The organism is Actinomadura sp. KC216 (assembly GCF_004348535.1).
Lineage (GTDB): Bacteria > Actinomycetota > Actinomycetes > Streptosporangiales > Streptosporangiaceae > Spirillospora.
Window position 1 is genome coordinate 1 of the sequence record NZ_SMJX01000050.1, and the last position, 19,827, is coordinate 19,827.

At 73.2% G+C, this 19,827-nt stretch carries 20 protein-coding genes and 1 riboswitch; of the genes, 8 read left to right on the forward strand and 12 right to left on the reverse strand.

The features are described from left to right. The first annotated feature begins 210 nt into the window (after positions 1-210). Positions 211-1,845, forward strand: a complete 1,635-nt coding sequence (gene pgi / locus E1264_RS11440) for a glucose-6-phosphate isomerase (protein ID WP_243710871.1) — start codon at positions 211-213, stop codon at positions 1,843-1,845. A gap of 11 nt (positions 1,846-1,856) precedes the next feature. Here the strand turns inward: pgi and E1264_RS11445 are convergent, their stop codons facing one another. The 6 genes from E1264_RS11445 to E1264_RS11470 all read right to left on the reverse strand — a co-directional run bounded on the left by E1264_RS11445 (position 1,857) and on the right by E1264_RS11470 (position 5,938). Next, positions 1,857-2,081, reverse strand: coding sequence for an EF-hand domain-containing protein (locus E1264_RS11445; protein WP_132172465.1), 225 nt, complete (start codon positions 2,079-2,081; stop codon positions 1,857-1,859). Between the two features lie 32 nt (positions 2,082-2,113). Further along, on the reverse strand, positions 2,114-2,878 hold the full coding sequence (locus tag E1264_RS11450) for a sugar isomerase domain-containing protein (protein WP_132172467.1): 765 nt from the start codon (positions 2,876-2,878) through the stop codon (positions 2,114-2,116). Beyond that, positions 2,871-3,308, reverse strand: a complete 438-nt coding sequence (locus E1264_RS11455; protein WP_132172469.1) for a PTS sugar transporter subunit IIA — start codon at positions 3,306-3,308, stop codon at positions 2,871-2,873. The genes E1264_RS11450 and E1264_RS11455 overlap by 8 nt, the downstream gene beginning before the upstream one ends. Beyond that, a complete protein-coding gene (locus E1264_RS11460) occupies positions 3,305-3,607 on the reverse strand; it encodes a PTS sugar transporter subunit IIB (RefSeq protein WP_132172471.1) in 303 nt (100 codons plus the stop codon). Before E1264_RS11460 ends, E1264_RS11455 begins: the two co-directional genes overlap by 4 nt. Before the next feature lie 28 nt (positions 3,608-3,635). Then, entirely contained in the window at positions 3,636-5,066 is a 1,431-nt protein-coding gene (locus E1264_RS11465; RefSeq protein ID WP_132172473.1) for a PTS ascorbate transporter subunit IIC, read from the reverse strand. A gap of 140 nt (positions 5,067-5,206) precedes the next feature. Further along, positions 5,207-5,938 (reverse strand): GntR family transcriptional regulator, encoded by a 732-nt coding sequence (locus E1264_RS11470; protein WP_243710872.1) that lies wholly within the window; start codon positions 5,936-5,938, stop codon positions 5,207-5,209. Between the two features lie 126 nt (positions 5,939-6,064). On the opposite strand from E1264_RS11470, the gene E1264_RS11475 reads away from it, so the two are divergent. Together E1264_RS11475 and E1264_RS11480 are read left to right on the forward strand one after the other, a co-directional pair. Continuing rightward, the gene (locus E1264_RS11475; protein ID WP_132172475.1) at positions 6,065-7,420 is read left to right on the forward strand and encodes a hypothetical protein; all 1,356 of its coding nucleotides are present in this window, start codon (positions 6,065-6,067) and stop codon (positions 7,418-7,420) included. A gap of 98 nt (positions 7,421-7,518) precedes the next feature. Then, positions 7,519-8,655 carry a PfkB family carbohydrate kinase gene (locus tag E1264_RS11480; RefSeq protein WP_243710873.1) on the forward strand — a complete coding sequence of 379 codons (1,137 nt, stop codon included), beginning with the start codon at positions 7,519-7,521 and terminating at the stop codon, positions 8,653-8,655. A 199-nt stretch (positions 8,656-8,854) separates the two neighbouring features. Here E1264_RS11480 and E1264_RS11485 read toward each other — a convergent pair whose 3' ends face one another. Further along, complete coding sequence (locus tag E1264_RS11485; RefSeq protein ID WP_132172477.1) at positions 8,855-9,784, reverse strand: AraC family transcriptional regulator; 930 nt, start codon at positions 9,782-9,784, stop codon at positions 8,855-8,857. Positions 9,785-9,865: 81 nt separating this feature from the next. Between E1264_RS11485 and E1264_RS11490 the strand changes: the two genes are divergently transcribed. Next, positions 9,866-10,714 (forward strand): NAD(P)H-binding protein, encoded by an 849-nt coding sequence (locus tag E1264_RS11490; protein ID WP_132172479.1) that lies wholly within the window; start codon positions 9,866-9,868, stop codon positions 10,712-10,714. A 33-nt stretch (positions 10,715-10,747) separates the two neighbouring features. Further along, complete coding sequence (locus E1264_RS11495; protein WP_132172481.1) at positions 10,748-11,251, forward strand: anthrone oxygenase family protein; 504 nt, start codon at positions 10,748-10,750, stop codon at positions 11,249-11,251. A 77-nt stretch (positions 11,252-11,328) separates the two neighbouring features. Here E1264_RS11495 and E1264_RS11500 read toward each other — a convergent pair whose 3' ends face one another. Then, positions 11,329-12,762, reverse strand: a complete 1,434-nt coding sequence (locus E1264_RS11500) for a prolyl oligopeptidase family serine peptidase (protein ID WP_207935857.1) — start codon at positions 12,760-12,762, stop codon at positions 11,329-11,331. A 79-nt stretch (positions 12,763-12,841) separates the two neighbouring features. On the opposite strand from E1264_RS11500, the gene E1264_RS11505 reads away from it, so the two are divergent. After that, on the forward strand, positions 12,842-13,408 hold the full coding sequence (locus E1264_RS11505) for a winged helix-turn-helix domain-containing protein (RefSeq protein WP_132172483.1): 567 nt from the start codon (positions 12,842-12,844) through the stop codon (positions 13,406-13,408). Between the two features lie 51 nt (positions 13,409-13,459). Beyond that, complete coding sequence (locus E1264_RS11510) at positions 13,460-14,296, forward strand: metallophosphoesterase (protein WP_132172485.1); 837 nt, start codon at positions 13,460-13,462, stop codon at positions 14,294-14,296. A gap of 20 nt (positions 14,297-14,316) precedes the next feature. On the opposite strand, the gene E1264_RS11515 is transcribed toward E1264_RS11510, so the two are convergent. From E1264_RS11515 to E1264_RS11530, 4 genes are all read right to left on the reverse strand, one after another. Further along, entirely contained in the window at positions 14,317-14,934 is a 618-nt protein-coding gene (locus E1264_RS11515) for a TetR/AcrR family transcriptional regulator (protein WP_207935858.1), read from the reverse strand. Positions 14,935-15,131: 197 nt separating this feature from the next. Next, on the reverse strand, positions 15,132-16,862 hold the full coding sequence (gene thiC, locus E1264_RS11520; protein ID WP_132172487.1) for a phosphomethylpyrimidine synthase ThiC: 1,731 nt from the start codon (positions 16,860-16,862) through the stop codon (positions 15,132-15,134). Then, positions 16,858-16,971, reverse strand: a riboswitch (TPP riboswitch). It overlaps the preceding gene by 5 nt. Positions 16,972-17,043: 72 nt before the next feature. Continuing rightward, positions 17,044-18,135 carry a hypothetical protein gene (locus E1264_RS11525; RefSeq protein WP_132172489.1) on the reverse strand — a complete coding sequence of 364 codons (1,092 nt, stop codon included), beginning with the start codon at positions 18,133-18,135 and terminating at the stop codon, positions 17,044-17,046. Between the two features lie 65 nt (positions 18,136-18,200). Next, positions 18,201-18,566, reverse strand: coding sequence for an Mth938-like domain-containing protein (locus E1264_RS11530; protein WP_132172491.1), 366 nt, complete (start codon positions 18,564-18,566; stop codon positions 18,201-18,203). Positions 18,567-18,655: 89 nt separating this feature from the next. Between E1264_RS11530 and E1264_RS11535 the strand changes: the two genes are divergently transcribed. After that, the gene (locus tag E1264_RS11535) at positions 18,656-19,825 is read left to right on the forward strand and encodes a histidine kinase (protein ID WP_207935859.1); all 1,170 of its coding nucleotides are present in this window, start codon (positions 18,656-18,658) and stop codon (positions 19,823-19,825) included. Positions 19,826-19,827: the final 2 nt, after the last annotated feature.

A 19,827-nucleotide genomic window follows, 5' to 3' on the forward strand; every position in this document is an offset into this window, starting at 1 on the left:
GCTGCCGCCCCCGCGGCCCCTGCCGCCGCGCAGCCGGTCCCCGCGCTGGCCGCCGAGCCCGGCTGACCTCGGGGGTCGCGCCGGTTCGCTGCGGGGGAGGGGGCGGCCCTGCTACGGTCACGCGCGGTCGACCTATGATCGCCGGTTGGGACGGGGCGGCGCCGCGGGGGACGTCGGCGCGCCTCACCCGCCGAGGAGATGAGAGAGGCAATGGCAGATATCACCGAGTCGCCCGAGTGGTCCGCGCTGGCCGAGCATCAGGCGGCGCTCGCCGGGCGGCACCTGCGCGAGCTCTTCGCCGACGATCCGGGGCGCGTCGGCCGCATGACCGTGACGGCGGGGGACCTCCACCTGGACTACTCCAAGCACCGCGCCACCGCCGAGACGATGCGGCTGCTCGTGGCGCTCGCCGAGCGGGCTGGGCTGCGCGGCCGGATCGACGCGATGTTCTCCGGCGAGCACATCAACGTCAGCGAGGACCGCGCCGTCCTCCACACGGCGCTGCGGCTCCCGCCCGGCGAGGCCCTGACCGTGGACGGGCAGGACGTCGCCGCCGACGTGCACGCCGTCCTGGACAAGATGGCCGACTTCGCCGGACGCGTCCGCTCCGGCGAATGGACGGGCTTCACCGGCAAGCCCATCACCACCGTCGTCAACATCGGCATCGGCGGCTCCGACCTCGGCCCCGCCATGGCCTACGAGGCCCTCCACGATTTCGCCGGTGCGGGCATCTCCTGCCGGTTCGTGTCGAACATCGACCCGGCCGACATCGTCGGGAAGCTCGCGGGCCTCGACCCCGAGCGGACGCTGTTCGTCGTCGCGTCCAAGACCTTCGGGACGCTGGAGACCCTCACCAACGCCAAGGTCGCCCGCCAGTGGCTCCTCGACGGGCTCGGCGGCGACGACAAGGCCGTGGCCCGGCACTTCGTCGCCGTGTCGACCAACGCCGGGCGGGTCGCCGAGTTCGGCATCGACACCGCCAACATGTTCGGCTTCTGGGACTGGGTCGGCGGCCGCTACTCCTTCGACGGCGCCATCGGCCTCGCGCTGATGATCGCGATCGGCGGGGAGGCGTTCCGGGAGATGCTCGCCGGGTTCCGCGAGATCGACGAGCACTTCCGCAGCGCGCCGTTCGAGGCGAACATGCCCGTCCTGATGGGCCTGCTCGGCGTCTGGTACACCGACTTCTTCGGCGCGCAGACCCGGGCCGTCCTGCCCTACAGCCAGCGCCTCGCCCGGTTCCCCGCCTACCTCCAGCAGCTCACGATGGAGTCGAACGGCAAGTCGGTGCGGGCGGACGGCGCGCCCGTCGTCGCGCAGACCGGCGAGATCTTCTGGGGCGAGCCGGGCACCAACGGCCAGCACGCCTTCTACCAGCTCCTGCACCAGGGCACCCGGCTCGTCCCCGCCGACTTCATCGGCTTCGCCGAGCCGTTCGAGGACCGCGCGGGCATGCACGACCTGCTGACGGCCAACATGCTCGCGCAGACGTCGGCGCTCGCGTTCGGCAAGACCGCCGAGGAGATCGCCGCCGAGGGGACGCCCGCCGCGGTCGTCCCGCACAAGGTCATGCCGGGCAACCGGCCGACGAGCACGATCCTGGCCCCGAAGCTCACCCCGAAGACGCTCGGCTCGCTCGTCGCCCTCTACGAGCACATCGTGTTCGTCGAGGGGACGATCTGGGGGATCGACTCCTTCGACCAATGGGGCGTCGAGCTCGGCAAGGTCATGGCGATGGACCTCGCGCCCGCGCTCACGTCGGAGGAACCGCCGCAGGACGCCCCGGACGCGTCCACGGCCGCGCTCGTCCGCACCTACCGCGCGCTGCGGGGCCGCAAGGTCTAGCGCGCAGGGGGCTAGCCCTGGGCCTCCATGACGGCGCGGAACTCCTCGAAGGAGATGAACCCGTCGAGGTTGCTGTCGGCCTTCTCGAACCTGTCCTGCGTCTCGGAGCGCGTCCAGGACAGGCCGAGGTCCTCCAGGACGAGGGTGAACTCCATCAGGTCGAGCCTCTGGTCGCCGCCGAGGTCCGCGCGCGTGAAGACGGTGTGCAGGTCGTCCCCGGCCGGTGTGGTCGTCATCTCGCTCCTCGTTCCGGTCCGCCCGCCCCGCATCATCCCACAGGGCGGCGGCCGGACGGCCCGTTCCCGGTCAGCTCGGGGACGCGGTGCCGGTACCGCTCCAGCAGCGCGACGTTCAGCTCGTCGCTGCCGGGGACGTTCGCGCTCGTCCAGCGGAGCAGGTCCGCGCCGCGCGCCGCCGCCAGGTCGTCCATGGCGGCCAGGACGCGCGACCACGTGTACGCGGCGAGGATCGTGGAGACCGCCGCCGTGCGCGGCGCCGCCGCCGGGTGCACGGCGTCGCCGGGCGGGACGCGGGTGTCGAGCACGATCGAGGCGTGGTCGGCCAGCGTCGTCGCCGCCCGCGCCGCCGCGCCCTCCGACGCCGGCGCCGAGGTCACCGCGATCACCGGGACGCCCCGCGCGGCGCACTCCTCGGCGATCTCGACCGGGTACGGGTTGCGGCCGCTGGTGGAGAACACCACGGCCACGTCGGGCGGGGCGGGCGCGGCCGCCTCCGCCACGGCGCGGCCGATCCCGGCCTCCCGCTCCGCGCTGGTGCTCCGCACGGCGTCGGCGAGCGGGAACACCTGCGGGTCCCACATCGGGCGGACGGCGGCGAGGCCGCCCGCCCGGTAGAACGTCTCCAGGACCATCGCCAGCGAATGCCCGGCGCCGGCGACGTGCACGATCCCGTCCGCCTCGACCGAGTCCAGCAGCAGCCGGGCGGCTTCGCCGATCGCCTCGCCGGAGGCGGCGTCGAGGTCGTCCAGGAGGGCTCGCACCCTGTCGGGGTGCTGCTGCCGGGTGTCAGTCATCGGGAAGGGCCTCCTTGAGGGTGCGGGTCAGGTCGTCTCGCCCGGACGCGGCGCGGAGCCGGTCGGCCAGCCCGCCGGACAGGGCGCGGGCCAGGCCGGACAGCGTCCCGACGTGCGCGTCGGGGTCGGGCGTGCAGAACGCGAGGAGCAGGTCGACCGGGTCGTTGTCGGGGTGGCCGAACTCCACGGGCGCCGCCAGCCGGGTCACGCCGACGCCGACCGCCAGCCCGCCCTCCTCCGGGCGGGCGTGGACGAGCGCGAGCCCCTTCGTCAGCACGATGTACGGGCCGTTCTCCTCGACCACCCGGACGCACGCGTCCGGGTACCCGTCCCCGGCCGCGCCCGCGTCGACCAGCGCTGAGGCCGCCTTCCGGACGGCCTCTCGCCAGTCGCCTGCCGTGACCTCGTCGGTTGCGGTGACGATCGTCATGAGAGCCAGCCCTGTGCGGTCAGGTGCTCGCGGAGCTGCTCCTCCAGGCCCTCCTTGTCGAGGAAGTCGCTGATCGTGATGACGATGGGCGCGAGATCGGCGATCTCGCTGGTGTGCATGCCCTGGCCGATCACCACGTCGGGCGACATCCCGCGCGCCGTGGACACGTCGGTGTTCTCCACCCTCGCGTCCACGCCGAGCGAGCGGAGCGCGTCCTCGGCGGTCATCTTGAGCATCAGGCTGGAGCCCATGCCGACGCCGCAGACCGCGAGGATCTCCAGTTGACGGTCGAGTGCCATGTCGGTCCTTCTCCCCTTCGGATGGTGGTCAGGCCCTCGCGGGGGCCTTGTCGTCGGGCGACGCGCCGTCCGCCCCGTCGCGGCGCTTCTCGGCGCGGCCGAGGACGAGCAGCGTCGCGACCGTCGCGGCGAGCGCGACGGCGGGCACGGCCCAGACCGAGGCGTCGCCGACGACCGGGTCGAGCGCCTTCAGCAGCCACGCGATCGCGTACCAGTCCGGGTCGGCGAGGGTGGCGAGCTCCGGCGCGGTCTTCTCGAACAGGTCCCAGGTGACGGCCTGACCGATCGCGAGGATCAGCCCGGTGATCACGCCGCCGAGCACGGCGCCGCGCCAGCCCGCGACCACGTTGCCGAACAGCCCGGCCGCGCCGCCCACGAAGAACAGCATGATCATCGGCGGGGCGAGGGTGAACCAGCCGGCCCCGGCGAACACGCCCAGGCAGATCAGGAACACGCCGGTGGACGCCACGAACCCGACCATGACGGCGGTCGGCGCGACGGGGAACACGGTCGGCGCGTCCAGCGCGGGACGGGTCCCCGGGATGACCTTGTCGCTGAACCCCTTGAACGCCGGGACGATCTCGCCGAGGAACATCCGCACGCCGAACAGCAGGATCGCGATGCCGCCCGCGAACCGCAGGCCGACCAGCAGCGCCCACACCCATGGGGACAGTTTGGGGTCCAGCTCGGTCGCGGCCTTCTGCACCACGCCGTCGTCGGCGAGCGCGACCCCGACCAGCATGATCACGGAGATGATCAGCGCGGTGCTGACGTTGACGTCCTTGAAGAACGACAGCTGGCGGGGCAGCTTCAGCTTCTCGGTGTCGTGCTTCTCACGGGTGCCGAGCGGGCGCGCGGCGTACCCGGTGATCAGGCAGGCGAGCGAGCTGGTGTGCGCGAAGCCGAACCGGTCGTCCGGCATGACGCGGCGCATCAGCGGCCGCATCCACAGCGGCTGGACGGTCCAGTACGCGGCGACGAACCCGGCCCCGCACAGCACCAGCGTGAGCTGGTCGGCGCCCGGCGCGATCGTCACCAGCGACGCGACCGTCACCGTGCTGACCCAGAACATCAGGTGCCCGGTCAGGTACAGGTAGCGGGCCGCCGGGAACAGCCGCACGATCAGCACGTGGACGAGGAACGCGACGGTGATGACCAGCGCGATCGTCCCGCCCTGGTCGCCGAGGAAGCCGGCCAGCGTCTTGTCGGCCTTCGGCGGCGTGGTGCCCATCGCGCTGGCGAGGACGTTCTGGAAGCTGGTCAGCCCGCCGGTGAACACCTCGACGCCGATGAACAGGATGACCACGCCGATCGTGGCGCGCAGCGCGCCGGCGAAGACGTCCTCGAACCGTTTGCGCTGCAGGATCAGCCCGATCAGGGTGATGAGCCCGATCAGGATGGGCACCTGGCCGAACACGTTGTCGGCGAGGAAGGTGAGGATGTCCTTGATGACGTCCATGGTGAAGTCGCCTCACTTCTCGGGGGTGGGGTGGTGCGCTGTCGCCCCCGTCAGCGCGGTTGGACCGCCGCCGGCCCGGAACGGCGGGACCGGCGGATCGAGTGGATCGGCGGATCCGGTGGTTCGGTGGATCCAGTGGTTCAGTGGTTCGGTGGTCTCAGGTCGAGCTCCAGGCGGTACCGGTCGCCGCGGTAGACGGACCGGACGTACTCGAGCGGCCGCCCGTCCTGGTCCTTGGTGATGCGCTCGAACAGGAACGCCGGCGTGTGCACCGGGACGCCCAGCTCGGCGGCCTCCTCGGCGGTGGTGACGGTCGGCTCGATCGTCTCGGTGCCCGAGGCGATCACGATCCCGCCGGCGCGCAGCAGGTCGTAGAACGACCGCCCCTCCAGGTCCTGCCGGCGCAGGCCGGGCATCAGCGACCGCGGCAGGTACAGCGTCTCGATGGCCATCGTGGCGCCGTCGGCCAGCCGCAGCCGCCGAATGGTAAATACCTCTTCGATGGGTGACAGGGCCAGCCGCCTGCCGATCCGCGCCCCCGCGGCTTCCGTGCGGAACGACAGGACCCGGCCGCCGGGCTTCATCCCGCGCCTGATCATGTCCTCGGTGAACGACGTCATGGTCAGCGAGACCGCGATCCGGGGTTCGGCCACGTAGGTGCCGCTCCCGTGCCGCCGGTCGAGCAGGCCCTCGGCGACGAGGTCGTCGATGGCCTGCCGCAGTGTGGGCCGCGACACGCCGAGTTCGGCGGCCAGCCGGCGCTCGGACGGCAGGGCGTCCCCGACGTCCAGGCCGTCCAGCATCGCGAGCAGCTCGCGGCGCACGGCCTGCCGTTTCGTGCTCCCGGACCGGGACTCGCCGGTGGATGTCACGCCGCTCACCTCCCTCGATGCCGTTCCTGTCGTGGCACACGGTATGTCCCGAAATGCTACTGGTCAATACCAATCTGGCGATGTTTGCCATGGTCGTGCCGCGGGATGGCGTCCTACCGTCGCGGGATGAGGAATCTCGCACGCGGAGCCCTGGCGCTCACGCTCCCGCTGGTCCTGCCCGCGGCCCTCTGCGCGGCCCCCGCCCACGCGGCCCCGTCCGGCGCGGCCCCGTCCGGCGCGGCCCCGCCGTCCGCCCGCGACGGGTGGCGGCTGGTGGCGGACGAGCCGTTCAACCGGCGCCTGGACGACCGGAGGGCACCCTGGAAACCGGACGGCGACGGCCCGTCGAGCCCCTACAACGTCGACATGTACGACAACGACGGCGCCTACTTCGACACCGTGGGCGGCCCCGCGTTCCGTGCCCAGCTCGCGAAGATGAAGACCTACCGCAAGTCGTTCGCGTTCGGGAAGCGCGGCTGGCTCACCGCCGAGCTCGCCGCACGCGACAACGACGGCGACGGCCGCCCGGACGCGCCGCCGACGCTCACCTCCCGCGGCGGCGTCGCGCACCTGGACGAGCCGAGCCACCAGGCGGGCGTCGTCATCCGCTCCACCCGCGACCTGCCCGCCGAGTACCGGGTCGAGATGACGCTGCGCGGCCTCGACTTCGGCGGGCAGCGCGGCGGCTCGTGGGACTACCCGGACGGCCGGATCAACGGCTACTCCCCGGACGGCTGCAAGACCAACTTCCCCTGGGCGTCCGGCGGGGACTTCGCCAGGCCGGAGTGCGAGTGGGCGGACGTCCGCACCGACTCCAACGGCTTCTACTACATGTCGATCATGGACTACCGGCAGGTGGCGCCGCACAACAATGTGTTCATTCACGGCCACCGCAAGGTCGCCATGGACGGCTACAACCGCTACAAGTACACCGGTTCCGGCCTGCTGTACTGCAACCCCGTCACCAAGCAGTACGAGCCGTACTCCGCCGGGACCGGCAACGGCGTCAACGCGCTGTTCATGACCGACGACCGCCGCTACGCGGCGATGCCGGGCACCGAGTACCTGATGCAGAGCGAATGCGGGTTCAGGAAGGGCGGCGCGATCGTCTCCGCCGCCGACCTGAGGCCCGAGCTGCTGCCGGAGCGGCCCTACACGTTCGCGATCGAGCGGCGCGCCGGCGCCTATACGATGGAGATGTCCGGGGTGTTCGCACATGTGGGTCGTGCGACGTTCCGGTACACGCGTTCGTTCGTCCAGGACGGCGAGCCCATCTGGCACTACAACCAGCGGCCCGGGGAGTACGACGGCCGGTTCAACGCCCACTGGACGTGGAAGGGCCCGGGCGGCGAGCTCACCGACCGCGACACCTGGCCCGCCGGGTCCGCCTACCCGGACCGGTTCATGATCGGCGACCCGCACATGAATTTCTACGAGGGGACGGCGAAGGTGGACGATATTCGCCTGTACGTCCCGGAGTGATTGTCGGTGGCGTCGGCTAGGTTCCGTGGGAACGCGCCAAGCGAACGGGGGTCCGTGATGCGGCAGACGACGTGATTCCGCGCACGACCGTGCCGGGAGTGCCCGGCATACCAGGCCTGCCGGGCGTGCCGCCCGAGCCGTCCCTCGCCGACCCCTGCGCCGAGCGGGAGCCGGCGGGGGAGCGGCTGCACGGCGGCGGGCCCGACGCGTCCCCGGCGCTGGACGTGTTCCTGTCCGGCCGGGTCTTCATGGACATGATCTTCACCGGGCTGCCGGGGCTGCCGCCGCCCGGCACCGAGATCGTCACCGACGGGCTCGGCTCCGCGCCCGGCGGCGTCGCCAACATCGCCATCGCGATGAGCCGGCTCGGCCTGCGCGTCGGGCTGGCCGCCGAGTTCGGCGACGACATGTTCGGCGCCTACCTGTGGCGGACGCTCGCCGAGCAGGAGGGCGTCGACCTCGGCCTGTCGCGGCGGGTGCCGGGCTGGTCGTCGCCGGTCACGGTGTCGATGGCCTACGACTCCGACCGCAGCATGGTGACCTACTCGCGGCCCGTCCCGGCCCCGCCCGGCGGCCCGCCGGAGGTGCCGCCGCCGCCCGCGCGGGCGTGCTTCGTCGACGTCGACCAGCCGCTGCCGCCGTGGGCCGCCGCGATGCGCGAGCGCGGCACGCTCGTCTTCGGCGACCTCGGCTGGGACCAGACCGGCGCCTGGTCCGCCGAGGTCCTCGACCGCCTCGACCACGTGGACGTGTTCCTCCCGAACGCCGCCGAGGCCATGGCCTACACCCGCACGGACACCCCCGCCGACGCCGCCGAGGCCCTCGCCGGGCGCGTCCGGGTCGTCGTCGTCAAGCGCGGCGGCGACGGCGCCATCGCCGTCGACTCGGCGACGGGCGAGCGGGCCGAGGTCAGCGCCCTGCCGGTCGAGGCGCTCGACCCGACCGGCGCGGGCGACGTGTTCGCCGCCGGGTTCGTGTTCGCCACCCTCGCCGGGCTCTCGCTCGCCGAGCGGCTCCGGTTCGCCAACCTGTGCGCCGGGCTGTCGGTGCGGCACCGCAGCGGCTCGCTCGGCTCGCCCTGCTGGGGCGAGATCGCCGCGTTCGGCGAGTCCGGCGACGTCCCCGACACCGTCCTCGCCGACTACGCGTTCGTGATCCCGTTCATCCCGGCCGCCGCCGACGAGACCGTAGAGACGGTGGTCCGCGCCGAACCCACCCTCCGCAAGGAGCGATAGAGGTACTGGCGTCTTACGGGGACCCCAGCCGGTGTCACGGGCAGGCGCGTGGAGCGAGCTCTGCGAGCGCAGCGCGCATGCCCGCCGAGCCGGGCGACCGGAACGCCACGCGGAAACCCGCACGGTCTCAACAAACCCGCACCGTGGCGTGAGGATCGACCGGCTCGTGACGGGGGTTCCAGGGGGTCGCCCCCCTGGGTTAACGCGCGCGGTATTCCTGGGGGCTGACGCCGTGTTCGCGTTTGAACGCGGTGCTCAGGGCGAACGCGTTGCCGTAGCCGACCTGGCGCGCCACCGCCTCCAGCGTCGCGTCGCTCTCGCGCAGCAGGTCCGCGGCCTGGGCGAGGCGGATGCCGGTCAGATACGACATGGGCGGCTCGCCGATCTGCTTGGTGAACCGCTGCGCCAGCGCCGCGCGGGACACGCCGACCTTGGACGCCAGGTCGGCGACCGTCCACGGGTGGGACAGGTCGTCGTGCAGGAGCCGTACAGCCGGGCCCACGACGGGGTCGCCGTGCGCGCGGTACCAGCCGGGCGCCTCGGCGTCCGGGCGGGAGAACCAGGCGCGGAGCGTCGCGATGAGGAGCAGGTCCAGCAGCCGGTCGAGGACGACGTCCTGGCCGGGCTCGTCCCTGCCGATCTCCTCGCCGAGCACGTCCACCAGCGGCGACCGCCACGTGTCGCCGCGCACGATCGCGATCGGCGGCAGCGCGGACAGCAGCCGCTGCGTGACGGCGCCGCGCATCTGGTACGCGCCGATCAGCATGACCGTCGAGCCGTCGGGGGCGTTGCCCCAGGCGCGGACGCCGAGGTCCATCGCCTCGGACATCGGCGTCCCGTCCAGGGTGGTGCAGTACTGCCCCGGGTGGATGACGATCTGCGGCTCGGTCGCCGGGTCGTCGCTCACCGTGTACGGGTCGGGGCCCCGGAAGATCACCATGTCGCCGGGGGAGACGCGCCGAGGTTCGCCGTCGTCCGGGATCAGCCATGCGTCGTCGCGCACCATGGACAGCAGCGTGATCGGCGCCTCGTCCTGGATCCGGACGGACCAGGGCGGGTTCAGCGACGCGCGGAGCATGAACGCGCCGCGGGCACGAGGGCCGTCGAGGAGGTCGGTGAGCGCGTCCATGGAATCAGCGTAGACGCTCGCGTATGCGGGCGAGCTTCTCAACGATGGTCGCCGGGACCGGTCCGCTGTTGACTTAAAGGCATGACGAACAACGCGCAGAACATCAGCGAGAACGGCCTCACCCTCGTCCTCGGCGGGACCGGCAAGACCGGCCGCCGCGTCGTCGAGCGGCTGGAGGCGCTGGACGTCCCGGTCCGCATGGGCTCGCGGTCGGCGTCCCCGGCCTTCGAGTGGACGGACGAGTCCACCTGGGGCCCCGTCCTGCGGGACGTCGAGAAGGTCTATCTGTCGTACTACCCGGACCTCGCCGCGCCCGGCGCGATCGACGCCGTCCGCGCGTTCACGGCCGCTGCGGTCGGCGCCGGCGTCCGGCACGTGGTCCTGCTGTCGGGACGGGGCGAGGAGGAGGCCGAGGAATGCGAGCGGATCGTCCAGGAGTCCGGCCTCGCCTGGACGGTCCTGCGGGCGAACTGGTTCGCGCAGAACTTCAGCGAGGACTACCTGCTCGACCCCGTCCGCGGGGGCGAGGTCGTCCTCCCGGCCGGCGACGTCCCGGAGCCGTTCGTGGACTGCGACGACATCGCGGACGTCGCCGTCGCGGCCCTCACCGAGGCCGGGCACGCGGGCGAGGTCTACGTGCTGTCGGGCCCGCGCGCGCTGACCTTCGCCGAGGCCGTCGCCGAGATCGGCCGGGCCGCCGGACGCGACATCGCGTTCGTCTCCGTGCCCGTCGATGACTACGCCGCCGTGCTCAGGCAGCAGGGCCTGCCCGTGGACCTCGTCGAGTTCCTGAGCTACCTGTTCGGCACCATCCTGGACGGCCGCAACTCGCAGCCCGCCGACGGGGTGAAGCGCGCGCTGGGCCGCGAGCCGAAGGACTTCGCCGACTACGCGCGGCACACCGCGGCCAGCGGAATCTGGTCCAGCTGACGCCGAACGGCCTGGAAGAAATGGAGCACGACGATGACATCCGCACTCGCCGCCGTCGCGGCGACCCTATCCATCATCATGGTCGCCGGCATGGCCGGAACGTTCTTCGGCTTCTCCACCAGCGTCATGCCGGGCCTGGACGCCGCGCGGCCCGCCTCGGCGATCGACGCCTTCAAGGGCATGGACCAGAAGATCCAGAACCCGCTGTTCATCGCCATGTTCACGCTGGTCCCTGTGGCGGCGATCGCGGCCGGGGTGCTGCTGCTGACGCTCGACGAGAACTCGGCGGCCGTCCTGTTCTTCGTCGCCGCGGGCGTGTACTTCGCGGGCGCGCTCGTCCCGACCATCGCGATCAACATCCCGATGAACAAGGCCCTGCAGGCGGTGACCATCCCGGAGGACGCGTCCGAGGCGGCGAAGATCTGGTCGGACCACTCCGGCCGCTGGACGACCTGGAACACCGTCCGCACCGTGTTCTGCTGGGCGAGCCTCCTGGCGATGAGCCTCGGCGTCTACTACTGGGGCAAGAACAACTGACACCGGACGCACCAGAGGAAACGCGGCCCGCGCTCCAACCGGAGCGGGGCCGCGTTCTCGTTCCGCCTGTCCCCGGCTCAGGGGACGAGCAGGCCCCAGTAGACCGCCCACGGGACGAACACCGCGCCCGCCGTGACCAGCAGCCCCAGCCGGACGCGCTCGCCCGCCGGGACGGTCGCGGCGGCGCGCCGCCACGCCACCGCCGTCGCGATCCCCGCGCCCGCGGCCGCGACGGCGAGCGCCTGCAGCGCCAGCCACGGCAGCGGCCTGCCCGCCAGGACGGGCCCCGGGTCCGGGGAGCGTCCGGCGGCCATGAGGTAGAAGATGTAGAAGAGAAGGCCGATCGCCGAGGTCAGCCCCGCACCCGCGAGCAGCCGCGCCCACCGGCTCACCGGGCGCACCGCCCGCCCGCGGAGCCGCCGGACCAGCGCCACCAGGGGATAGCCGGTGAACGCGACGACGAACAGCGCGAACGCCGCGAGCTGCATCTGCCACGACGCCCACCACGGCGACGGCGAGATATCCGCGCTCGCGTAGTCCTGCTTCGGCGGGGTCGCGGCGTCGGCGACCGGCGGGCGTCCGCCCGTCACGTCGCGGACCCAGGAGCCGACGAGGTCGGCGTAACCGGGGGCGAGCGCCTCGCCGCGGGTGACGCCGCCGTCCGGGGTGACGTGCGCGGCGTGGTCGGCGGCGGGGAAGAAGCGGAACGTGTAGCGGGTGTTGCCGCCGCGGCGGAGCGCCCGCGCGAACAGCGGCGGGTTGTCCTCCGGCGGCGTCTGGAGGTCGCGCCCGCCCCAGACGCCGAGCAGCGGCTGCCGGACCCGGGCGAGGACGCCCTGCGCGTCGAAGAACGCCTCGGCGAACAGGCCCGCGTCCGCTCCGAGCCGCGCGAAGTTGTGCTTGCCGTGCTCGATCAGCGAGCCGGACACGCCCGCGCGGCGCAGCGCGGACGTCTCGTTCCAGACCTGCTGCCGCATCGGCGTCATGGCGTTGCCCCCGACCACGATCACGAACGCCACGTCCGCCGACCGGGACGCGGCGAGCGGCGCGACCCAGCCGCCCTCGCTGAGCCCCCACAGCCCCACCTTCGCAGGATCGACGCCGGGCCGGGCGCGCAGCGCGCCCACCGCACCGAGCGCGTCGACGGCGAGCTCGGAGTAGGACCGGCGGAAGTCGCTGTAGCCCGCCGATCTCTTGTCGTAGATCAGGACGGCGAGGCCCCGCCGCGCGAACTCCGTCGCCTCCGTCAGCAGGTGCTCGCGCGGCACGCCGCCGCCGGACCCGGTGACCAGCACGACGCCCGGGACGGGCCGGGCGGCCTTCGCCGGCGCGAGCACCGTGCCGTGCAGCGTGAGGCCGCCGAACCCCGTGAAGCTCACGTCGGCGGAGGTCAGGCCCGGCGGCGCCGGGATCGGACCGGCGCCCGAGGCCGGGCCGGACGCCGAGGCCGGGACGGCGCTCAGCAGGACGCCGGCGAGGAGTGCCAAAGCGATCGTGATTGCTCTCGTCATGCCGAGCACCGTAGACGGCAGAGAAACATCTGCAAAGAGTTCTCTGCAAAGATCCGTCTGCAGTACTAGACTGCTCCTCATGAAGGACGACACCGAGCCCGTGATCCTGGACGACCCGGGGCGGATCAAGGCGCTGAGCCATCCACTGCGCCGCCGGATCCTGCACCGGCTGCGCGCGCACGGCCCGGCGACGTCCACCACGATCGGCGAGGTGCTCGGCGCCAACACCGGCACGACCAGCTACCACCTGCGGCAGCTGGAGAAGTACGGGTTCATCGAGGAGATCCCCGAGCGGTCCGCCGGCCGGGAGCGCTGGTGGCGGCCCGCCGACACCCCGCGCGACCTGCGGCTGCCCGCCCCGGAGACGGTCGCCCCCGAGGACCGCGCCGTCCTCGACGAGCTGATGCGCGTCGGGCACGCCGAGGACATGGAGCTGTTCCGGCGGCTGCCCGCCGAGTACGCGCGCGACCGCGCCTGGGCGCTGCTGTCGCGCGGCTTCGCGCACATGACCGAGGAGGGCCTCGCGGAGTTCTTCGAGGCCTACATCCGGCTCCTGCACGAGCACGGCCACCGCCGCGAGGACGCGCCGCCGGGCGCCCGCCCGGTGCACATCCGGCTCTTCACGCTCCCCGCCGACGAGGACTGACACGGCACCCGCGAGGAACGCGTACCGGCGTCACGGGCTTACGATCTCTGGATGAGCGCCGTCCACGCGATCAGCGACCTGCACGTCGGATTCCCCGAGAACCGCGCGTTCGTCGAGGGGCTGCGGCCCGCGTCCGGCGACGACTGGCTCATCGTCGCGGGCGACGTCGCCGAGTACATCACCGACGTCGAATGGACGCTCAGGACGCTGCGCGAACGCTACGCCACCGTCATCTGGACGCCCGGCAACCACGAGCTCTGGACCGTCAGGAACGACCCGGTGCAGCTGCGCGGCGAGGCCCGCTACCGCGCCCTCGTCGACATGTGCCGGAGCATCGGCGTGCTGACCCCCGAGGACCCGTACCCCGTCTGGGACGGCGAGGACGGCCCCGTGACGATCGCGCCGCTGTTCCTCCTGTACGACTACACGTTCCGGCCGGAGGGGGCGTCCACCAAGGAGGAGGCCCTGAAGATCGCGCAGGAGGCGGGCATCGTCTGCACCGACGAGGTCTACCTGCACCCCGACCCGCACCCCACGCGCGACGCCTGGTGCGACGCGCGGCTCGCCTACACCGAGAAGCGCCTCGCGGCCCTCGAACCCGGCACGCGGACGGTCCTGGTCAACCACTGGCCGCTCGTCCGCGAGCCGACCCGCGTCCTGTGGTACCCGGAGTTCGCCCAGTGGTGCGGGACGGAGCGGACCGCCGACTGGCACACCCGGTTCGGCGCGGTGTCGGTCGTGTACGGGCACCTCCACATCCCCCGGACGATCTGGACCGGCGACGTCCCGCACATCGAGGTGTCGGTCGGCTACCCGCGCGAATGGCGCAGGCGCGGCGACGCGCCCCGCGGCCCCCGCCGCATCCTGCCCGTGCCGGAGACCACCTGACAGCCGGCGGCGCGGCGGACTCAGCCGCCGTGGACGCCCTTGCCGGTGACCAGGCCGCTGGCGGCGAGGGCCAGCAGCCGGTCGGCCGCGGCCGGGTCCCGCTCGGTGACCATGGCGATCGCCCCCGCGAGCCTCAGCGCGTCGGCGAACACGGCGTCGGCTGGTACGTCGCCGGCGTCCTGTGCGCGCGCGAACAGCGCCTGGCCCGCGTCGCGCATCGCCCGAGACGCCACGGCCGGCCCGGGCGCCGCCGCGGGCCCGGGCCGCTCCTCCTGCAGCGACACCACGGCCGAGGCCGCCATGCCGGGGAACGCCGTGATCCGCGCGATGAACTCGCGCAGCCACGTGGTCAGCGCCTCCCCGGGCGCGGGTGAGACCAGGAGCTCGCGGCCCGTCGCGGCCAGGCCGTCGTAGACGTCGGCGAGCAGCGCCTCCAGGAGGTCCTGGCGCGTCGGGAAGTGGCGGTACAGCGTCCCGATGCCGACGCCCGCCAGCCGCGCGACGCCCTCCAGCGAGGCGCCCGCCCCGTCCCGCTCGAACATCTCCGCGGCGGCGGCGAGCAGCCGGGCGCGGTTGCGGCGGACGTCGGCGCGGATCGCCCGGGCAGGGCCGGGCTTCGGCATGTCGTCGCTGGTCACCTGAGTCGTCGATCCTTCCCGGCGGGTCATACGGGCCGGCGGCGATCCGGGGATCCGCGGCTTTGGAACGGTCCCCTGATAGTAGCCGCGTACCCCCGGCGCCGGGGCGCCGACCTGGCCGGGACGCGGGAAGGCCCGCCGCGGCGCCGTCCGCGGCGGGCCTCCCGTCCTCGATCGGGACTACCGGAACGACGGCGTCAGGCGCCGCCGGGGGAGAGCGGCAGGTAGACGCGTCCGCCGCCCGCGCGGAACTCGTCGGCCTTCTCCCGCATCCCCGCCGCGAGGGCGTCCTCCTCGGCCAGGCCGTGCTCGTCGGCGTACCGGCGGACGTCCCGGGTGATCTTCATCGAGCAGAAGTGCGGCCCGCACATCGAGCAGAAGTGCGCGGTCTTCGCCGGGGCGGCCGGGAGCGTGGCGTCGTGGAACGCGCGCGCGGTGTCCGGGTCGAGGGACAGGTTGAACTGGTCCTCCCACCGGAAGTCGAACCGCGCGTCCGACAGCGCGTCGTCCCACGCCTGCGCGCCCGGATGGCCCTTCGCCAGGTCGGCGGCGTGCGCGGCGATCTTGTAGGCGATCACGCCCGCCTTGACGTCGTCGCGGTCCGGCAGCCCGAGATGCTCCTTCGGCGTGACGTAGCAGAGCATCGCGGTGCCGTGCCAGCCGATCAACGCCGCGCCGATCGCCGAGGTGATGTGGTCGTAGCCGGGCGCGATGTCGGTGGTCAGCGGCCCGAGCGTGTAGAACGGCGCCCCGTCGCACCACTCCTGCTGCAGGTCGACGTTCTCCTTGATCTTGTGCATCGGGATGTGGCCCGGGCCCTCGTTCATCACCTGGTTGCCGAACTCGGCGGCGATCTTCGTCAGCTCGCCCTGGGTGCGCAGCTCGGCGAACTGGGCCTCGTCGTTGGCGTCGGCGATCGAGCCGGGGCGCAGGCCGTCCCCGAGCGACCAGGTGATGTCGTAGGCGGCGAAGATCTCGCACAGCTCCCGGAACCGCGTGTAGAGGAAGTTCTCCTCGTGGTGCGCCAGGCACCACGCCGCCATGATCGACCCGCCGCGCGACACGATCCCGGTCTTGCGCCGCGCCGTCAGCGGCACGTACGACAGCAGCACCCCGGCGTGGACGGTCATGTAGTCCACGCCCTGCTCGGCCTGCTCGATCACCGTGTCGCGGAAGACGTCGAAGGTCAGCTCGGCGGGGTCGCCGCCGACCTTCTCCACCGCCTGGTACAGCGGCACCGTGCCGACCGGCACCGGCGAGTTCCGCAGGATCCACTCGCGGGTGGTGTGGATGTCCTTGCCCGTCGACAGGTCCATGATCGCGTCGGCGCCCCAGCGGGTCGCCCACGTCATCTTCTCGACCTCGTCCTCGATGGACGACGCCACGGCCGAGTTCCCGATGTTCGCGTTCACCTTCACCAGGAAGTTCCGGCCGATGACCATCGGCTCGATCTCGGGATGGTTGACGTTGGCGGGCAGCACGGCGCGCCCGGCGGCCAGCTCGTCCCGGACGAACTCCGGCGCCACGCCCTCGCGCAGCGCCGCGAACTCCATCTCCGGCGTGATCTCCCCGCGCCGCGCGTACGCGCGCTGCGTCACCGCGCCGCCGGTCGCGCGGCGCGGGCGCCTCGGCGGGAACTCATCGCGCGGCGGCGTGGCCGGGGCGCGGCGGCCGTCGTCCTCGGGGCGGACGGGCCGGCCCTCGTACGGCGCGGTGTCGCCGCGCTCCTCGATCCACCGCTCCCGCAGCGCGGGCAGCCCCCGGCGGACGTCGGTCTCCTGCGACGGATCGGTGTACGGCCCGGACGTGTCGTACAGGACGACGGTGTCGCCGCTGGTCAGCGGCACCTCTCGCATCGGGACGCGGATGTCGGGGCGCGAGCCCCGCAGGTAGGTCTTGCGGGCGGCTGCAACCAAAGGTTCGGTCATGACGACTCGATCTCTCCCTACGCCGGCATTACCCGGTCAGGTTCATGCGGTCAGCGGCCGTCTCAGCCGCTATCTCAGCCCGGTTCGCCGGACCCCCGCGATCTGTCGTGCTCGACGCTAACCCGGCCCACCCCCGTTGCCGCAACCGGGGCCCATGGGATAAGGCCGCTGATGGCGCGGGTCAGGAGGACTGGCGGGCGAGCCGCACCACCATCGGCAGCGCCAGGGTGAGGGTGCGCAGCAGGTCCGGCGCGGACCGCGAGCGCTCCAGCCACATGCGCCCGTCGTCGGCGCCGCTCCTGGTCCGCAGCGACGCGGACTCGCGGCCGTCGACGCCGGTGACGACGTGACGGTCGCCGTGCCGCCGGGTGGTGCCGAGGAGCGTCCCGCCTGCCGCGTGGAAGGACGGCTCGCGCAGCCGATTGATCGTGCCGATGTGCCGCCCGTCCGCGTCGAACACCCGCATCCGGCCGCCGCCCGCCAGCCGGGACGTCTTCTTGAACGCGAGCAGCCGGCCCGCGTGCGGGTCGCGCAGCACGATCGTCCGGCGGCCGCGGTCGGGGTTGCGGCGGAAGCGGGCCGGGCCGGGACCGCGCCTGGCGAGCCGCCCGCAGGCGATGGCGACGAGGCCGCCGCCGCCCTGGTCGCGGTAGCGGCCCGTGCCGTCCACGAGGAGGCGGTCGGCCCTGGACAGCGCGTCCGGCCGCGGCTCCTCGACCTCCCCGCCCTCGTCGTCGAGGACGCGCCAGGCGGCGCCCAGGGTCTCCGTGGCCGCGGTGCGGACGGACGGGAGCCAGCCGGACGGGAGCGACCGGCTCCGGTGCAGCGCGATCGCGCCGCCGTCCATCTTCGCCACGGCGGCGACGTCCGGGGCCGCCTCGGTGTCCAGCCAGACCGTCCAGACGGGGTCGGCGACGGGCCACACGATGCCGACCGCGCGCACGGCGCCCCCCGGGACGACCACCTGGTGCCTGGCGCGGCGCAGGACGAGGCCCTTCTCCCCGATCGTCACGACCAGGCGGTTACGGAAGATCACGAAGGCCCAGAGGGCGGCGGCCAGCGCGATGAGCGCGCCGCCTCCGCCCCAGATGGTGACGACCCGCCGCGCCTCCCCGGGCGCCCACGCCGCGCCGTCGCCGGTGCGCGTGGACAGCGAGACGAGGAGGCCGACCGCCAGCGCGGCCAGGCCGATGCGGAGCGGCCGGCGGTAGGCGCCCCGGCCGAGCGTGACCCGGAGTTCCGGCTGGGAGCGGGACGGTGGAGGGACGGACACGGTCAGCCCTTCATGATGGAGTTTGCAGAACTATAGGGCGGGACGACCGCATTCATCCCGGCCAATCAGCAGGTCGAGTGGAAGAGCCCGCCCACGCGCTCGGTCTCGGCCAGCCGGTTGTAGAGCGCGACCGCCTCGGTCGTCTCCGCCACGTGCACCTCGACCCCGGCGTCCCGCAGCGCCTCCAGCGTCGAGGGCATCGTCTGCAGGCGCAGCTCCATCCCGCGGCTGAGGACGACGACCGTGCAGCCGTGGTCGAGCAGCTCCCGCACGTCGCCCGGCTGGATCCCCGGGTCGTGGCGGGTGCCGTGCTCGGACCAGTCCCACGCGCGGCCGCCGCCCGGATACAGCTTGAAGTCCTTGCCGGCCGGCAGCCCTTCGACCTCCATGCGGCCCCAAGCTATGTGCGTGATCCGAGGTGACTTCTGCATGGGCGGAGCGTACTGAAACCCGCCGGCCCGCACCGGCGGGACGGGGCCGGTGCGCGGACGCCGGAAGGGTCCGGGAAGATGGATGCGTGGTGACGGTGCCGAGAGCAGGCGTGACGGCGAGCGACGCCCTGCTCGCGACCCTGCTGGCGTGCGTCGCCGTCGCGGTCGCGGTGATGTGGCCCGGCGTCCGGGACCTGGACGCGGCCGGGACGCTCCTGCTCGTCGCCGCGCACGCCCCGCTCGCGCTGATCAGGCGCTGGCCGACGCCGGGGCTCGTGGCGCTGCTGATGCTGGCGCTGCCGTACCACCTGGCCCAGTATCAGCATCACGCGCTGGTGCCCGCCGAAGTGGTCGCGCTGTTCGCGTACGCGGTGCTCGGGCGGCGGGCGCGGGGCATGCTCACCGTGGCGGGCCTCGCGCTGTTCATGTGCGTGAGCGCGATGCGGATGCAGGCGGGCGGCAAGTCCCTCCTGGAGCAGATCGCGGTCATCGAGGCCGTGGTCTCGATCGTGATCGCCATCCAGGTGTGGCGGGTGCACCGGGCGCGGCTCGCGACGATCACCGAGCGGGCCGAGCGGGCGGAGCGGACGCGCGAGGAGGAGGCGCGGCGCCGTGTCGCCGAGGAGCGGTTGCGGATCGCCCGCGACCTGCACGACCTCCTCGCGCACAGCATCACGCTCATCGGCGTCCAGGCGGGGGCGGCGGCGCATCTCGTCCGCGGGGACCGCCCGGTCGACCGGGCGGAGCTGGCGGACGCGCTGACGGCGATCGCCGACACCTGCCGGGACGCCCGGACGGAGCTGCGCGGCACCCTGCAGGTCCTGCGCGGAACCGACGTCGGGCCGTCCGGGACGGCCGGGGCGCTGCCCGGCCCGCACGGGATCGCCGACCTCGCGCAGGCCGCGCGCGCCGCCGGGATTGAGGTCGGCCTCGACGACGCGGACGTGGGCCCGCTGCCGCCGGAGGTCGGCGTCGCGGCGTACCGGATCGTCCAGGAGGCGCTGACCAACGTCGTCAAGCACGCGGCGGCGGAGCGCGTCACGGTCACCCTGTCCCGGGACGGCGACGGCGGGCTCGTCGTCCGGGTCGCCGACGACGGGACGGGCCCCTCCGGCGGGACGCCGGGCGGCTTCGGGATCCTCGGCATGATCGAGCGGGCGCGCAGCGTCGGCGGGACGCTGGACGCGGGCCCCGGCGACGGCGGCGGCTTCGTCGTCACCGCCGTCCTCCCGGTCGCGGACGTCGTCTCCCCGCAGTAGCC

What these genes read in the sequence shown, in the direction of transcription:
- pgi (WP_243710871.1), top strand. Translation starts at nt 211, where the DNA reads ATGGCAGATATCACCGAGTCGCCCGAGTGGTCCGCGCTGGCCGAGCAT.
- E1264_RS11445 (WP_132172465.1), bottom strand. Translation starts at nt 2,081, where the DNA reads ATGACGACCACACCGGCCGGGGACGACCTGCACACCGTCTTCACGCGC.
- E1264_RS11450 (WP_132172467.1), bottom strand. Translation starts at nt 2,878, where the DNA reads ATGACTGACACCCGGCAGCAGCACCCCGACAGGGTGCGAGCCCTCCTG.
- E1264_RS11455 (WP_132172469.1), bottom strand. Translation starts at nt 3,308, where the DNA reads ATGACGATCGTCACCGCAACCGACGAGGTCACGGCAGGCGACTGGCGA.
- E1264_RS11460 (WP_132172471.1), bottom strand. Translation starts at nt 3,607, where the DNA reads ATGGCACTCGACCGTCAACTGGAGATCCTCGCGGTCTGCGGCGTCGGC.
- E1264_RS11465 (WP_132172473.1), bottom strand. Translation starts at nt 5,066, where the DNA reads ATGGACGTCATCAAGGACATCCTCACCTTCCTCGCCGACAACGTGTTC.
- E1264_RS11475 (WP_132172475.1), top strand. Translation starts at nt 6,065, where the DNA reads ATGAGGAATCTCGCACGCGGAGCCCTGGCGCTCACGCTCCCGCTGGTC.
- E1264_RS11485 (WP_132172477.1), bottom strand. Translation starts at nt 9,784, where the DNA reads ATGGACGCGCTCACCGACCTCCTCGACGGCCCTCGTGCCCGCGGCGCG.
- E1264_RS11490 (WP_132172479.1), top strand. Translation starts at nt 9,866, where the DNA reads ATGACGAACAACGCGCAGAACATCAGCGAGAACGGCCTCACCCTCGTC.
- E1264_RS11495 (WP_132172481.1), top strand. Translation starts at nt 10,748, where the DNA reads ATGACATCCGCACTCGCCGCCGTCGCGGCGACCCTATCCATCATCATG.
- E1264_RS11500 (WP_207935857.1), bottom strand. Translation starts at nt 12,762, where the DNA reads ATGACGAGAGCAATCACGATCGCTTTGGCACTCCTCGCCGGCGTCCTG.
- E1264_RS11505 (WP_132172483.1), top strand. Translation starts at nt 12,842, where the DNA reads ATGAAGGACGACACCGAGCCCGTGATCCTGGACGACCCGGGGCGGATC.
- E1264_RS11510 (WP_132172485.1), top strand. Translation starts at nt 13,460, where the DNA reads ATGAGCGCCGTCCACGCGATCAGCGACCTGCACGTCGGATTCCCCGAG.
- thiC (WP_132172487.1), bottom strand. Translation starts at nt 16,862, where the DNA reads ATGACCGAACCTTTGGTTGCAGCCGCCCGCAAGACCTACCTGCGGGGC.
- E1264_RS11530 (WP_132172491.1), bottom strand. Translation starts at nt 18,566, where the DNA reads ATGCAGAAGTCACCTCGGATCACGCACATAGCTTGGGGCCGCATGGAG.